The organism is Nocardioides dokdonensis FR1436, from assembly GCF_001653335.1.
GTDB classification, from domain to species: Bacteria; Actinomycetota; Actinomycetes; order Propionibacteriales; family Nocardioidaceae; genus Nocardioides; species Nocardioides dokdonensis.
The window spans coordinates 3,134,177-3,148,192 of record NZ_CP015079.1; the positions used below are offsets into that span (position 1 = coordinate 3,134,177).

Genomic DNA, 14,016 nt, shown 5'->3' on the forward strand with positions numbered 1-14,016 from the left:
TGCGGCACGGCGTACGGCTCGGCGTGGATCCGGGCGACGCCCGGATCGGGATCGCGCGCAGCGACCCCACCGGGTTCCTGGCCACACCGCTCGAGACGGTGCGCCGCGGGGGCGGCGACCTGAAGCGGATCGGCGCCCTGCTGGCCGAGATCGCCGAGGACTCCGACGTCCTGGAGGTGGTCGTGGGACTGCCCCGGTCGCTGAAGGGCGGCGAGGGCCCGTCGGCGGTCAAGGTCCGCGACTTCGCCGCCTCGCTGGCCCGACGGGTGGCACCCGTCCCGGTGCGTCTGGTCGACGAGCGGCTCAGCACCGTGTCGGCTGAGGCTATGCTGCGCGACCGAGGCCGCAAGGGCAGCAACAGGCGTGCGGTGGTGGACCAGGCTGCGGCCGTGGTGATCCTCCAGCACGCACTGGACACCGAACGCGCTACGGGCACCGCTCCGGGCGAGATCGTCGAGGAGCCGGCATGACTGAGCACGAGCACAACGACGCACCGTTGCTGCCCGCGGAGCCGGAGTACGTCCCCGGCGGGTCGCGCCGGCGCAAGCGCAAGCGGCTGCCCGGCTGCCTGGCCGTGCTCGTGGCGCTGGCACTCGTGGTCGGTGGGGTGTGGCTGGCCGGCAGCAAGGTCACCGACTTCCTCAGCGACAAGTTCGCCTCGGCGCCCGACTACGACGGCCCCGGTCGCGGCAAGATCGTCTTCGAGGTCGCCAGCGGCGACTCGGCGGCCGCCATCTGCCGGGGGCTCAAGGACGACGACGTCGTCGCCTCGGTCGACTCGTGCATCAGTGCCGCCCAGGCCAACGGCGACTCCGCCGGCATCCAGGTCGGCTTCTACGAGCTCAAGAAGGAGATGGCCTCCGCCGACGCCATCGACGTGCTGGTCGACCCGGCCAACCTGCAGACCAGCTCGGTGACGGTGCCCGAGGGGCTGAACGTCGACCAGGTGGTCGAGGTGCTCGCGAAGGGCACCGAGTTCGGCGCGTCCCGCTTCCGCAACGTGCTCGACCAGCCCGCGAAGCTCGGTCTGCCCGACTACGCCGAGGGCAACCCGGAGGGCTACCTGTTCCCCTCGACCTACGCCTTCGGTCCCAAGGACAAGCCGGCCGACATGCTCAGCGCCATGGTCGACCGCTGGGAGCAGGCCGCCGAGGACGCCGACCTCGAGGGCGCCGCCGAGGAGCTCGGCTACACCCCGCACGAGCTGATGACCATCGCCAGCCTCGTCGAGGCGGAGGGCCGCGGTGACGACATGCCCAAGGTCGCCCGCGTCGTCTACAACCGCCTCGAGCTCGAGCCGAACCCGACCGCGGGCTTCCTGCAGATCGACGCCACGGTCAACTACGCGCTCGACAAGTCGCCGATCGCCCGGCTCACCCTCGACGAGATCGACTCGGTCGCCGACTCGCCGTACAACACCTACAAGCAGAAGGGCCTGCCCCCGGGCCCGATCGAGGCGCCCGGAGACGCGGCCATCGCGGCTGCGGCCGCCCCGGCCGAGGGCCCGTGGTTCTTCTACGTCACGGTGAACCTCGAGACCGGCGAGACCAAGTTCACCGACTCCTACGACGAGTTCCTCGGGTTCCGCAGTGAGCTCGACGAGTACTGCGACACCCAGTCCGATCGTTGCTGAGACACCCCGGATGACCAGTCCCGTGCGCTGCGCCGTCCTGGGCGACCCGGTCGACCACTCGTTGTCGCCCGTCCTGCACCGGGCGGCGTACGACGCGCTCGGCCTCGCGCAGTGGTCCTATGACGCGGTGCGGGTGCCGGCCGGCACCCTGGCGACCTTCCTCGACGGGCTCGACGACTCGTGGCGCGGGTTGTCGCTGACGATGCCGCTCAAGCGCGAGCTGCTGCCGCTGGCCGGTGAGGTGAGCGAGCGGGCCCGCCTGGTCGGTGCCGCCAACACGCTGGTGCTCGGACCGGACGTGCCGGTCGGTGGCCTGGCCGACAACACCGACCTGCCGGGGGCCGCCGCCGCGGTGCGCGAGCGCTGGGCCGGTGCGGTGGCGGACGTCGTGGTCCTCGGCGGCGGCGCGACCGCGGCCTCGACCGCGCTCGCGCTGTGCGACCTCGGGGCGACCCGGGTGCGCATCCTGGCCCGGGCACCGGAGCGGGCAGCCGACACGGTGGCGGCCGTCGCCGCCCACCCCGGCCGGCCCGACGTGCAGGCGCTGGCCCTGCCGGACGCACGGGTGCGGGCCGACGTGGTCGTCTCGACCGTGCCGGTGGCCGCCCAGGTGCCGGCGCTGCTCGACCGGATCGAGGCGCCGGTCGTCTTCGAGGTGCTCTACGACCCGTGGCCGACCCCGCTGGCCGCCGCCACGCTCGAGCGCGGCGCGGTCCTCGTCGGCGGGCTCGACCTCCTGGTGCACCAGGCCGCTCTCCAGGTCGCGCTCTTCACCGGCCGCGAGGCGCCGCTCGAGACGATGCGCCAGGCGGGGGAGCGAGCCCTCCGCGAGCGCTCGGGCCGCCCGTGACGCTCCTCCTGGCGGTCCTCCTCGCCGCCGCGGCCGGCGCGCTGGCGCCCCTGGCCGTGCGCCGGCTGCCCGAGCCGGACCCCACCGCCGACCGGCCCGCCGACGAGCCTGCACCGCCGTCGTACGCCGCCGTCGCGGCCCGACCGGGCCTCGGGGTCGCCCTGGCGGTCGTCTCGGCCGCGGTCGTGGCTGCGTCCGGCGTGCTGCTGGGCACGGGCTGGGTGCTGGCCTACGTGGTCGTCGCGACCCCGGTGTGCGCCTGCCTGGCCTACGTCGACGCCCGCACCCGGCTCCTGCCCAAGCGCCTGGTGCTGCCCGCGACCGGCCTGCTGCTGGCGCTGGCGCTGGGGGAGTGGGTCGTCACCGGGGACCACACCGACGTGCTGCGCGCGGGGCTCGGGCTGCTGATCCTGCGCTCGGTCTACTGGGGACTGTGGTTCGTGCACTCGGCCGGCATGGGCTTCGGCGACGTCCGGCTCGCGGCGCTGCTCGGCCTGGTGCTCGGCCGGGCCGGGGCGTCCGAGCTGCTCGTCGGGGCCTACACGGCCTTCCTGGTCTTCGTGCTGCCGGCGCTCGTGGTCGCCCTGGTGCGCTGGGACCGCTCCCGGTTGCGCACCGCTCATCCGTTCGGCCCGGCGATGATCGTGGGCGCGCTGATCGGGCTGCTGGCCGGGCCCGAGATCCTCGGCGGTCTCGCCGGCGGCTGACCGGGTCAGCACGTCACGACGGGCATGGAAGACTGCGCCCATGCTTCGTTGGCTCACCGCGGGCGAGTCCCACGGCCCTTCCCTGGTCGCGATCCTGGAAGGGCTTCCCGCCCATGTCCAGGTCACCTCTGACGACATCGCCGAGTCCTTGGCCCGGCGTCGCCTCGGCTACGGCCGTGGCGCCCGGATGAAGTTCGAGCAGGACGAGGTCTCCTTCACCGGCGGCGTGCGCCACGGGCGCACCCAGGGGGGACCGGTGGCGATCACGGTCGGCAACACCGAGTGGCCCAAGTGGGAGCGGGTGATGTCGCCCGACCCGGTCGACCAGGACGAGCTCGACGCCCTGGCCCGCAACGCGCCGCTCACCCGACCGCGACCCGGCCACGCCGACCTGGCGGGCATGCAGAAGTACGACTTCGAGGAGGCCCGACCGGTCCTCGAGCGCGCCTCGGCGCGCGAGACCGCCGCCCGCGTCGCGCTCGGACGGGTCGCCACGAACTTCCTCGAGCAGGCCTGCGGGGCCCGGGTGGTCTCGCACGTGGTCGAGCTCGGCGGCGTGCGCGCCCCCGACGGCTCCTGGCCGGCCGACGCCGACGCCGCCACCGTGGCGCGCCTCGACGAGGACCCGGTGCGCTGCCTGGACCCCGGCACCTCGAAGGCGATGGTGGACCGGATCGACGCGGCCCACAAGGACGGCGACACCCTGGGTGGCGTGGTGGAGGTCGTCGTGCACGGCCTGCCGCCCGGCCTCGGGTCGCACGTGCACTGGGACCGTCGGCTCGACTCCCGGCTCGCCGGGGCGCTGATGGGCATCCAGGCGATCAAGGGCGTCGAGGTCGGGGACGGCTTCGCGCTCGCCGCGACCCCCGGCTCACTGGCTCACGACGAGATCGAGTCAGGGCCCGACGGCATCCGCCGCACCAGCGGCCGCGCCGGTGGCACCGAGGGCGGCATGACCACCGGTGAGGCACTGCGGGTGCGAGCGGCGATGAAGCCGATCGCGACCGTCCCGCGGGCGCTGCGCACCATCGACGTGACGACCGGCGAGGAGGCGGTGGCCCACCACCAGCGCTCCGACGTCTGCGCGGTCCCCGCCGCCGGCATCGTCGCCGAGGCGATGGTCGCGCTGGTCGTGGCCGACGCGCTGCTGGAGAAGTTCGGTGGCGACTCGGTGGCCGAGACCCGGCGCAACGTCGAGGGCTACCTCGAGCACCTGCGGTACCGATGAGCCCCCGGGTGGTCCTCATCGGGCCGATGGGGTCGGGCAAGACCACGGTGGCGACCCTGCTCGCCGACCGGTGGGGCGTGCCCGTGCGCGACACCGACCACGACGTCGAGGCGGGCGAGGGACGCGAGATCTCCGAGATCTTCGTCGACGACGGGGAGGCCCGCTTCCGCGAGCTCGAGCGCGCCGCGGTGAGCACCGCGCTCGCCGAGCACGACGGCGTTCTGGCCCTGGGCGGGGGAGCGGTGCTCGACGAGGGCACCCGCACGCTGCTGGACGGGCACACGGTGGTCTTCCTGCGGGTCGGGCTCAGCGACGCCGTCAAGCGCGTCGGTCTTGGCGTGGGCCGCCCGCTGCTGCTCGGCAACGTCCGGGCCCGCATCAAGGCCCTGCTCGACGAGCGCACCCCGGTCTACGAGGCGGTCGCCACGCACTCCGTGGTCACCGACGGCCGCAGCCCCGACGAGATCGCCGACGAGATCGAGGCGCTCCTGGGTGGAGCAGCCCGGTGAGCGTCCCACCCAGCGTCCCGCCCAGCGTCCTGCCCAGCGTCCTGCACGTCGGCGGCGCGTCGCCGTACGACGTCGTGATCGGCCACGGCGTCGCCGACCGGCTGGTCGGGCTGCTCGGCGAGCAGCCGCGGCGGGTGGCCCTGGTGCTGCCCGAGACGCTGCGCGAGCTCGCCGCCCCGGTGCTGGCAGCCCTGCAGGGCGCCTACGAGGTGACCGAGCTGGTGGTCCCCGACGGCGAGGCGGCCAAGACCGCCGCCGTGGCCGCGGCCTGCTGGGAACAGCTCGGCGAGGCGGGCTTCACCCGCTCCGACGCCGTGGTGACCTTCGGTGGCGGGGCCACCACCGACCTCGGCGGCTTCGTCGCCGCCAGCTGGCTGCGCGGGGTGCGCGTCGTGCACGTGCCCACCACGCTGCTGGCGATGGTCGACGCGGCCGTGGGCGGCAAGACCGGCATCAACACCGCCGCGGGCAAGAACCTCGTCGGCGCCTTCCACGAGCCCGCCGGCGTCCTGTGCGACCTGTCCCTGCTCGAGACGCTGCCGCGCGTCGACCTGGTCGCCGGGCTCGGCGAGGTCGTCAAGTGCGGCTTCATCGCCGACCCGCGCATCCTCGAGCTGGTCGAGACGACCGATCCCCAGGCGCTGACCGCGGACTCCCCGGTCCTGCGCGAGCTCGTCGAGCGCTCGGTGCGCGTCAAGGTCGACGTCGTGGTCGCCGACCTGCGCGAGACCGGTGGCAGCGACGGGCACCCGGGCCGGGAGGCCCTCAACTACGGCCACACCATGGCCCACGCCATCGAGCGGGCCGAGGGCTACCGGATGCGCCACGGCGAGGCCGTGGCGATCGGCTGCGTCTTCGTCGCCGAGCTGGCCCGCCGTGCGGGGCGTCTCGACGACGCCACCGCGTCGCGGCACCGCACGGCGTTCGCCCGGGTCGGCCTGCCGGTGCGCTACGACGCCGCCGACTTCGAGACGCTGCTCGCCGCGATGCGTGTGGACAAGAAGGCCCGCGGCGACCAGCTGCGCTTCGTGGTCCTGGAGCAGGTCGGGCGCCCGGTGGTGCTCGCCGGCCCCGACGAGGCGCACCTGCGCGGTGCCTACGAGGTCATGAGCGGGGTGCGCGCGTGAAGGTGCTGGTGCTCAACGGCCCCAACCTGGGCCGGCTCGGCCGACGCCAGCCGGAGATCTACGGCACCACCACCCACGTCGAGCTCGCGCAGCTGTGCGTCGCGTGGGGTGCGGAGCGCGGGCTCGAGGTCGAGGTGCGCCAGACCAACCACGAGGGCGTGCTCGTCGACTGGCTCAACACCGCCGCCGACGACGCGACCCCGGTCGTGCTCAACGCGGCCGCGTGGACCCACTACTCCTACGCGGTCTTCGACGCCTGCGCCCAGCTGGTCGCGCCGCTCGTGGAGGTGCACCTCTCCGACCCTCGCGCCCGTCCCGAGGAGTTCCGGCACCACTCGGTGGTCACCCCGCACGCGGTCGAGGTGATCGCCGGGCACGGGGTGGAGGGCTACCGGATGGCCCTCGACGTGCTCGCGGGCGGCGTCGGCCCGTAGACTGCCGCGCTGTTGTCCCGTCTCTCCGACGACCCTCCGACGATAAGGCTGACGTACGCGCATGGCATCGACCAACGACCTGAAGAACGGCATGGTTCTCGTGATCGACGGAGGCCTGTGGGCCGTCACGGAGTTCCAGCACGTCAAGCCGGGCAAGGGCCCCGCGTTCGTGCGCACGAAGCTGCGCAACGTCGAGTCCAACAAGAACGTCGACCGGACCTTCAACGCCGGCACCAAGGTCGAGACCGCCACGGTCGACCGCCGCAGCATGCAGTACCTCTACAACGACGGCACGTCGTACGTCTTCATGGACACGAGCAACTACGAGCAGCTCGAGGTCCCGCCGGAGATCGTCGGCGACAGCGCGAACTTCCTCCTCGAGAACAACGAAGCGATCGTCGCCACCCACGAGGGCCGCGTGCTCTTCATCGAGCTGCCGCCCTCCGTGGAGCTCCTGGTCACCTTCACCGAGCCCGGCCTGGCCGGCGACTCCGCGACCGGACGCACCAAGCCGGCCACCCTGGAGACCGGTCACGAGATCCAGGTGCCCCTGTTCGTCAACCAGGACGAGAAGGTCAAGGTCGACACCCGCGACTCCTCGTACCTGGGTCGCGTCAAGTCGTGACCGCCTGATGTCGGCCCGGACCAAGGCCCGCAAGCGCGCCCTCGACGTGCTGTTCTCCTCCGAGCTGCGCGACGAGCGGCCCCTCGAGGCGCTCCAGCGGGTGCTCGCGGACGCGGAGCGCCCCACGCCCGAGTACGCCGTCACCCTGGTGCGCGGCGTGGCCGAGCACCAGCAGCAGATCGACGAGCTCCTGACGTCGTACTCGCAGGACTGGACGCTGGAGCGGATGCCCGCGGTGGACCGCAACGTCCTGCGGCTGGGGGTCTTCGAGCTGCTGCACGCCGACGACGTGCCCGACGCCGTCGCGGTCTCCGAGGCGATGGCGCTCGTGCGCGAGCTCTCGACCGACGAGTCGCCGCAGTTCGTCAACGGGGTGCTCGGCACCATCCAGCGCAACAAGGCCAGCATCCTCGGCGACGCCTGACGGAGCACCGACGCGTGACCTGACCGGGTGACCTCGGCCCGCAGCGCAGACGGCATGCTGGCCCCATGGACCAGCCCACGGATCAGCAGCCCACGGATCAGCACAGCACGCACCAGCAGAGCACGGACGTCGACCTCGTCGTCATCGGGCTCGGGCCCGGCGCGGAGTCCCTGGTCACCGGGGCCGCGGAGGCGGGCCTGCGGGTCGTGGCCGTCGACAAGCACCTGGTCGGCGGCGAGTGCCCCTACTACGGCTGCGTCCCGTCGAAGATGATGCTGCGCGCCGCCCACACGCTGGCCGAGGCTGGTCGGGTGGGCGCGCTGGCGGGCGAGGCGCAGGTGGCGCCGTCGTGGGCGCCGGTGGCGCAGCGGATCTCCGAGGAGGCCACCAGCGGCTGGGACGACGCGATCGCCGTCCAGAGGCTCGTGGACGCGGGTGTGACCTTCCACCACGGGATCGGGCGCCTGACGGACACCGGTCGTGTGAGCGTCGAGCTGCCGGACGGGACGTGGCGCCACTACGAGGCCTCCCGCGGCGTCGTCCTCAACCCCGGCACCCGCCCCGCCGTGCTGCCGATCGACGGCCTCGCGAGCACGCCCTACTGGACCAACCGCGAAGCCGTGCAGGCCACGAGCCTGCCCGGGTCGATGATCGTCATCGGCGGCGGGCCGATCGGGGCCGAGATGGCCCAGGTCTTCTCCCGCTTCGGGGTGCGGGTGACCCTCCTCGAGGTCGCGCCCCGCATCCTCGGACCGAGCGAGCCCGAGGCCGCCGCGATCCTCGAGAAGGTCTTCGTGGACGAGGGGATGCGGGTGATGACCGGCGTCGAGATCACCTCGGTCTCCCACTCCGACGCGGGCTTCGAGGTGTCCCTGGGATCCGGCGACTCGCTGCAGGCCGACCGGCTGCTCGTGGCGGCCGGACGCACCCCCAACCTCGACGACATCGGGCTCGAGACCGTCGGGCTCGACCCGTCGGCGCGCACCGTCGAGGTCGACGAGCGGATGCGCGCCGGCGACCGGCTCTGGGTGATCGGCGACGTCACCGGCAAGGGCGCCTTCACGCACGTCGCGATGTACCAGGCCGCGATCGCGCTGCGCGACCTCACGGGCCAGGACGGCGCCCCGGCGCGCTACCACGCCGTCCCGCACGTCACCTTCACCGACCCGGAGGTCGGTGGGGTCGGCCTGACCGAGCAGCAGGCCCGCGACGCGGGGCTGCAGGTGCGCGTCGGCAGCGCGCCCATGGAGACCTCGTCGCGCGGCTGGCTGCACGGACCGGGCGGCTCGGGCCTGGTCAAGGTGGTCGAGGACGTCGACCGGGGTGTGCTCGTGGGCGCGACCGCCATGGGACCCTCCGGCGGCGAGGTGCTGGGCTTCCTGGCCGTCGCCGTGCACGCCGAGGTCCCGGTGGCCACGCTGCGCACGATGATCTACGCCTATCCCACGTTCCACCGCACCATCGAGACCGCGCTCGACCACCTGGAAGAGGGACAGTGATGGGCAACGCATCCGACCTGGGCAAGAAGGCCGAGGACCACGCGTGGGTCGACCACGCCGCGCGAGCGGGCATGGTCGCCTACGGGGTCGTCAACGTGCTCATCGCCTGGCTGGCCCTGCAGCTGGCCTTCGGCGACCGCGAGGGCAGCACCACCAGCAGCGGCGCCATGTCCCAGCTGGCCCAGCAACCGTTCGGCAAGGTGCTGGTCTGGCTGGTGGCGGTCGGGATGCTCCTGCTGGTCGTGTGGAAGGGGCTCGAGGCCGCCTTCGGCCACACCGAGGAGGACAGCGGGAAGAAGACCGGCAAGCGGCTCACGTCCGGCGGCAAGGCCGTGATCTACCTGGCCATCGCGATCAGTGCCATCCGGGTGGCGACCGGCTCCAGCAGCAGCGGAGGCGGCGGCAAGGGCGGGGGCGGCACCGATTCCACCACCCGGACGCTCATGGACCTTCCGGGCGGCCAGGTGCTCGTCTTCCTCGTCGGCCTGGCCATCATCGGCTACGGCATCTTCCAGATCTACTTCGCGTGGAGCGAGAAGTTCCGCGACCACATCACCAGCGAGGGCGAGCGCGGCAGCTCCGGGACGGCGTACGTCGCGTTCGGCAAGGCCGGCTACACCGCCAAGGGGATCGCCGTCGGGATCGTCGGCGGGCTGTTCCTCTACGCCTCGGTCACGCACTCGGCGAAGAAGTCCGGTGGCCTCGACGTGGCGCTGCAGAAGGTCCTGGAGCAGCCGTTCGGTCCCTTCCTGCTGGCCGTGCTGGCCGTGGGCATCCTGGCCTACGGACTGTTCTGCTTCGCACGCGCACGGCACCTGTCCCGGTGAGCACCACGCACCGGGTCGTCGACGTCGTCGTCCTGGGGGTGGGCACGGGCGGCGAGCACGTCGCGCGCAGGCTGGCCCGGTCCGGGCTGCGGGTCGTCGCGGTCGAGTCGCGCCTCGTCGGGGGCGAGTGCCCCTTCTACGGATGCACGCCGTCCAAGCTCCTGATCCGCAGCGCCGACGCCCTGGCCGAGGCCCGCCGCGCCGACCACCTCGGCGGCAGCGTCGAGGTGCGCGCCTCGTTGGCCCCCGCCGCGGCGAGGATCCGCCAGGCCACCCACGACTGGCACGACGACGGCCACGTCGGGCCGCTGGAGGAGGACGGGGTCCGCGTCGTGCGCGGGCACGGCCGCCTGGCCGGCACCGGGGTCGTGGACGTCGACACCCCGGGTGGCGTGACCCGCCTGGTGGCCACCCGCGGGATCGTGCTGAACACCGGCACCGCGCCGGCGGTGCCGCCCGTCGACGGTCTGGAGGGGACGCCGTACTGGACCAACCGCGACGTGTTCACGATCGAGGAGGCGCCCGAGTCGTTGGCCGTCCTCGGCGGCGGGCCGATCGGGGTGGAGCTGGCCCAGGCGCTGGCGCGGTTCGGCACCCGGGTCACCCTCCTCGAGGCGGGGCCCCGGCTCCTGGGGGCCGAGGAGCCCGAGGCCGGCGACCTGCTCGCCGACGTCCTGCGCGCGGAGGGTCTCGACGTGCGCCTCGACGCCGAGGTCACCCGGGTCGAGCACGACGCCTCCGGGTTCCACCTCACCGTCGGCGGCGACCGGGTCGACACCCAGCGGCTGCTGGTCGCCAGCGGCCGCTCGGAGAACCTCGGCGACATCGGTCTCGAGACCGTCGGGCTGGACCCCTCGGCCGACCACGTCGAGGTCGACGAACGCTCCCGGGCGGGAGCGAGGCTGTGGGCCGTCGGTGACATCACCGGGCACGGCGCCTGGACCCACGTGTCGCTCTACCAGGCCGCGCTCGTCGAGCGTGACGTCCTCGGCGACGAGGACGGCCCGTGGGCCGACTACCGCGCCGTCAGCCGGGTGACCTTCACCGACCCCGAGGTGGGGGCGGTGGGCCTGACCGAGTCCGAGGCCCGCGAGCAGGGGATCGACGTCGTCGTCGGGACCGCCGACGTCGCGCGCTCGCCCCGCGGCTGGATCCACGAGGCGCAGGGGCTCGTCAAGGTCGTGGCCGACCGCGAGCGGGGCGTCCTCGTCGGGGCGACGACGGTGGCGCCGTACGGCGGTGAGGTGCTCGGGCTGCTCAGCACCGCGGTGCACGCACAGGTGCCGGTGGCCACGCTGCGCGGCATGCACTTCGCCTTCCCGACCTTCCACGGCGTCATCGAGGTGGCGCTCAAGCAGACGGGTCTGTGACGCGAGTGTGACCTCGCCGCGATCGGGGAAGGAGGAGCCGAGCACCCCTTACCCCCGCGGAGGAAGCATGACCCAGGGTCACTCGGACACCAGCGACCGGCTCTACACGCGCGACGAGCTCGACCGCTACGCCGCAGCGGCGGGGGACCCGCTGACCGATCCGCTGGGTCCGCCACCGAGCTGGACGCCCGACCAGACCCGCGAGGTCCCGGTCGTGGAGACGGCGACGGCGCCGCCCCCGCCGCCTCCGGCGGCACCATCGGCAGCGACTCCTGCCGCCCCGCCTGCCGCCCCGCCGGCCGCCCCGCCTGCTGCCCCGCCGGCCGCGGTCCCTGCTGCTGCTCCTGCGGCGGTGCTCACCGACGAGCCGCGGCGGTTCATGACCGCGACCGACTTCCTCGACCGGCGGGCCGAGGAGACCGACAGCGGCCCGGCCACCTGGGGCTGGCGCGGCCTGCTGAACCGCTGGAGCGGTGGCCTGTTCAGGCTGGCCATGGGACCGGCCGAGCAGGACCACGAGCAGCAGCGATCCGTGATCCAGCGTGACTTCGACGGTCCGCGCACGATCGCGTTCATCAACCCCAAGGGCGGGGCCGCCAAGACCACCGGTGTGCTGGCCGCCGGCTACACGTTCGGCACCGTGCGGGGCGGCGGGGTGGTGGCCTGGGACAACAACGAGACGCGCGGCACGCTGGGCATCCGCGGCACGCGCAGCACCCACCGCAACACCACGAGGGAGCTGCTCGAGGACCTCGAGCGGTTCACCGACGTCTACCAGTCGCGCATCGGTGACCTCGGCGCGTTCGTGCGCTCGCAGGGCGACGCCCACTTCGACGTGCTGGCCTCCGACGAGCGCCCCGACGTCACCGGGATGATCCACGCCGACGACTTCGCCGCGGTGCACGCCCTGCTCGAGCGCTTCTACCGCATCATCCTCGTCGACACCGGCAACAACATGCGTGCCGAGAACTGGCTGGCCAGCGCCGCCGAGGCCGACCTGCTCGTGGTCACCAGCACCGTGCGCGAGGACACCGGCTACTCCGGGCTGTGGATGCTCGACGCCCTCCAGGACGCCGGCCACACCGACATCAAGCACAAGTGCATCACCGTGCTCTCCGACCCCTCGCCGAAGGTCGACGACAAGCTGGCCGCCGACCTCGTCGCCGTCTACGAGCAGCGCACCCGCGCGGTCTACCGCGTGCCCTACGACGCCGCCCTCGTCGCCGGCTCCGTCGTGCCGTACGCCGAGCTCTCCGCCGCCACCCGCCGCTCGTGGCTGGCGGCGTGCGCCGGGATGGCCGAAGCGCTCTGATGGGAGACTGGCGGCATGCGTTCAGTCGTCTACACCCAGACCGGTCCGTCCTCCGTCCTCTCCCTCGTCGAACGTCCCGTGCCCGAGCCGGGGCCCGGTGAGGTCCGGGTCCGCCTGGTCCGCGCCGGGGTGAACCCGACGGACTGGAAGTTCCGCGCCAACGCCAAGAACGGGCCCTGGGACGAGGTCGTCCCCGGGCAGGACGGCGCGGGTGTCGTCGACGCCGTGGGGCAGGGCGTCGAGGGGTTCGCCGTGGGCGACCGGGTCTGGACCCTGGTGGCCCAGTGGTCCCGTCCGGGCGGCACCGCCGCGGAGCACACCGTCCTGCCCACCACACGGGTGGCCGCGCTGCCGGACGTGGCGTCGTACGACCTCGGTGCCGCGCTCGGCGTGCCCGCCGTGACGGCGCACCGGGCGCTGACCGCCGGCGAGGACGTCACCCGGCTCGCGCCCGGCGCCATGGAGGGCCGCACGGTCCTGGTGGCCGGCGGGGCCGGCGCGGTCGGCAACGCCGCGATCCAGCTCGCGGTGTGGGCCGGCGCCACCGTGGTCACCACGATCAGCAGCGACGAGAAGGCCGCGCTGGCCCGCGCGGCCGGCGCCCACCACGTCGTGAACTACCGCACCGAGGACGCGGCCGCCGAGATCGGGCGGATCGCGCCGGGCGGCGTGGACCTGGTGGTCGAGGTCGCGCTGGCCGAGAACCTCGCGCTGGACGTCGAGGTGCTGCGCAACCGCGGCACCCTGGCCTACTACGCCGACAACGGCGGGGCCGAGGCCGCGCTGCCGGTGCGCGCCGGCTTCGCGAAGAACCTGCGCCTGCAGGGACTGCTGCTCTACACGCTGGGCGAGGACCTGCTGGCCGCCGCCACCGAGGACGTCTCGGCCGCGGTCGCCGCGGGTGCCCTGCGCGTCGGCGCCGAGGTCGGCGTGCCGCTGCACCACTTCTCGCTCGAGCAGACCGCCGCCGCCCACGACGCCGTCGAGGCCGGCACCGTCGGCAAGGTGCTGATCGACATCGCCACGGACGACACCGGGGCCTGACGCACTCAGTCCTTCGCGGCACCCCAGCCGTGCCAGCGGTCGATGCGCACCCCGGCGCTGGTGCGCGGCGACTCGCGGTCCGGGTAGGGGCGGTCGGCGTAGTGCCGCGAGAGCCGGTCGATGTCGACGAGACCCTCGTCGGGCTGCATCTCCACGACCTCACCGAGCAGCGACACGTGGGTGTACCAGCTCTCGCTGTCGAGCACGGTCACGCTGATCCGAGGGTCGCGGCGCAGGTGGCCCAGCCGGACCCGGGAGTCGTCCATGTTCACCAGCACGGTCCCGGCCCGGGGTCCCTCGGTCTCCAGGAGGTACCAGGTGGGCACGGTGACCGGGGTGCCGTCGCGGCGCAGCGTCGCGATCACGCAGGGGTGCGGGTGCCGCAGCAGCGCGGTGACGTCCTCGGGCAGCGGGGGAGTGGCCATGA

At 73.5% G+C, this 14,016-nt stretch carries 16 protein-coding genes; 15 read left to right on the top strand and 1 reads right to left on the bottom strand.

The window, feature by feature from the left end; translation table 11 throughout:
* The first annotated feature begins 23 nt into the window (after positions 1-23).
* From ruvX to I601_RS14870, 15 genes are all read left to right on the top strand, one after another.
* Positions 24-470, top strand: a complete 447-nt coding sequence (gene ruvX / locus I601_RS14800) for a Holliday junction resolvase RuvX (protein ID WP_418303066.1) — start codon at positions 24-26, stop codon at positions 468-470.
* Positions 467-1,633: an endolytic transglycosylase MltG gene (gene mltG, locus I601_RS14805; RefSeq protein WP_068111265.1), complete on the top strand. Its 1,167-nt coding sequence runs from the start codon at positions 467-469 to the stop codon at positions 1,631-1,633. The genes ruvX and mltG overlap by 4 nt, the downstream gene beginning before the upstream one ends.
* Before the next feature lie 10 nt (positions 1,634-1,643).
* Positions 1,644-2,483 carry a shikimate dehydrogenase gene (locus I601_RS14810; protein ID WP_068111269.1) on the top strand — a complete coding sequence of 280 codons (840 nt, stop codon included), beginning with the start codon at positions 1,644-1,646 and terminating at the stop codon, positions 2,481-2,483.
* Entirely contained in the window at positions 2,480-3,190 is a 711-nt protein-coding gene (locus tag I601_RS14815) for a prepilin peptidase (RefSeq protein ID WP_068111272.1), read from the top strand. Before I601_RS14810 ends, I601_RS14815 begins: the two co-directional genes overlap by 4 nt.
* Positions 3,191-3,230: 40 nt before the next feature.
* Positions 3,231-4,418, top strand: a complete 1,188-nt coding sequence (aroC, locus tag I601_RS14820) for a chorismate synthase (RefSeq protein ID WP_068111276.1) — start codon at positions 3,231-3,233, stop codon at positions 4,416-4,418.
* Positions 4,415-4,927, top strand: a complete 513-nt coding sequence (locus tag I601_RS21580; RefSeq protein WP_068111279.1) for a shikimate kinase — start codon at positions 4,415-4,417, stop codon at positions 4,925-4,927. The genes aroC and I601_RS21580 overlap by 4 nt, the downstream gene beginning before the upstream one ends.
* Positions 4,924-6,054 carry a 3-dehydroquinate synthase gene (gene aroB / locus I601_RS14830; RefSeq protein WP_169834713.1) on the top strand — a complete coding sequence of 377 codons (1,131 nt, stop codon included), beginning with the start codon at positions 4,924-4,926 and terminating at the stop codon, positions 6,052-6,054. Before I601_RS21580 ends, aroB begins: the two co-directional genes overlap by 4 nt.
* Positions 6,051-6,488, top strand: coding sequence for a type II 3-dehydroquinate dehydratase (locus I601_RS14835; protein ID WP_068111280.1), 438 nt, complete (start codon positions 6,051-6,053; stop codon positions 6,486-6,488). The genes aroB and I601_RS14835 overlap by 4 nt, the downstream gene beginning before the upstream one ends.
* Positions 6,489-6,549: 61 nt before the next feature.
* The gene (gene efp, locus I601_RS14840; protein WP_068111283.1) at positions 6,550-7,113 is read left to right on the top strand and encodes an elongation factor P; all 564 of its coding nucleotides are present in this window, start codon (positions 6,550-6,552) and stop codon (positions 7,111-7,113) included.
* A 7-nt stretch (positions 7,114-7,120) separates the two neighbouring features.
* Positions 7,121-7,537: a transcription antitermination factor NusB gene (nusB, locus tag I601_RS14845; RefSeq protein WP_068111285.1), complete on the top strand. Its 417-nt coding sequence runs from the start codon at positions 7,121-7,123 to the stop codon at positions 7,535-7,537.
* 65 nt (positions 7,538-7,602) lie between these two features.
* Entirely contained in the window at positions 7,603-9,036 is a 1,434-nt protein-coding gene (locus tag I601_RS14850) for a dihydrolipoyl dehydrogenase family protein (RefSeq protein ID WP_068111288.1), read from the top strand.
* Positions 9,036-9,863: a DUF1206 domain-containing protein gene (locus I601_RS14855; protein ID WP_068111296.1), complete on the top strand. Its 828-nt coding sequence runs from the start codon at positions 9,036-9,038 to the stop codon at positions 9,861-9,863. The genes I601_RS14850 and I601_RS14855 overlap by 1 nt, the downstream gene beginning before the upstream one ends.
* The gene (locus tag I601_RS14860) at positions 9,860-11,233 is read left to right on the top strand and encodes a dihydrolipoyl dehydrogenase family protein (RefSeq protein WP_068111298.1); all 1,374 of its coding nucleotides are present in this window, start codon (positions 9,860-9,862) and stop codon (positions 11,231-11,233) included. Before I601_RS14855 ends, I601_RS14860 begins: the two co-directional genes overlap by 4 nt.
* Positions 11,234-11,300: 67 nt before the next feature.
* Positions 11,301-12,545, top strand: coding sequence for a MinD/ParA family ATP-binding protein (locus I601_RS14865; RefSeq protein ID WP_068111301.1), 1,245 nt, complete (start codon positions 11,301-11,303; stop codon positions 12,543-12,545).
* A 15-nt stretch (positions 12,546-12,560) separates the two neighbouring features.
* Positions 12,561-13,589, top strand: coding sequence for an NADPH:quinone reductase (locus I601_RS14870; RefSeq protein WP_068111304.1), 1,029 nt, complete (start codon positions 12,561-12,563; stop codon positions 13,587-13,589).
* Positions 13,590-13,594: 5 nt separating this feature from the next.
* On the opposite strand, the gene I601_RS14875 is transcribed toward I601_RS14870, so the two are convergent.
* Positions 13,595-14,014, bottom strand: coding sequence for a TIGR03618 family F420-dependent PPOX class oxidoreductase (locus I601_RS14875; protein ID WP_068111308.1), 420 nt, complete (start codon positions 14,012-14,014; stop codon positions 13,595-13,597).
* Between the last annotated feature and the right edge of the window lie 2 nt (positions 14,015-14,016).

Excerpts from the sequence above, each read along its gene's own strand:
- mltG (WP_068111265.1), top strand. The coding sequence starts at position 467 with ATGACTGAGCACGAGCACAACGACGCACCGTTGCTGCCCGCGGAGCCG.
- I601_RS14810 (WP_068111269.1), top strand. The coding sequence starts at position 1,644 with ATGACCAGTCCCGTGCGCTGCGCCGTCCTGGGCGACCCGGTCGACCAC.
- aroC (WP_068111276.1), top strand. The coding sequence starts at position 3,231 with ATGCTTCGTTGGCTCACCGCGGGCGAGTCCCACGGCCCTTCCCTGGTC.
- I601_RS21580 (WP_068111279.1), top strand. The coding sequence starts at position 4,415 with ATGAGCCCCCGGGTGGTCCTCATCGGGCCGATGGGGTCGGGCAAGACC.
- efp (WP_068111283.1), top strand. The coding sequence starts at position 6,550 with ATGGCATCGACCAACGACCTGAAGAACGGCATGGTTCTCGTGATCGAC.
- nusB (WP_068111285.1), top strand. The coding sequence starts at position 7,121 with ATGTCGGCCCGGACCAAGGCCCGCAAGCGCGCCCTCGACGTGCTGTTC.
- I601_RS14850 (WP_068111288.1), top strand. The coding sequence starts at position 7,603 with ATGGACCAGCCCACGGATCAGCAGCCCACGGATCAGCACAGCACGCAC.
- I601_RS14855 (WP_068111296.1), top strand. The coding sequence starts at position 9,036 with ATGGGCAACGCATCCGACCTGGGCAAGAAGGCCGAGGACCACGCGTGG.
- I601_RS14865 (WP_068111301.1), top strand. The coding sequence starts at position 11,301 with ATGACCCAGGGTCACTCGGACACCAGCGACCGGCTCTACACGCGCGAC.
- I601_RS14870 (WP_068111304.1), top strand. The coding sequence starts at position 12,561 with ATGCGTTCAGTCGTCTACACCCAGACCGGTCCGTCCTCCGTCCTCTCC.
- I601_RS14875 (WP_068111308.1), bottom strand. The coding sequence starts at position 14,014 with ATGGCCACTCCCCCGCTGCCCGAGGACGTCACCGCGCTGCTGCGGCAC.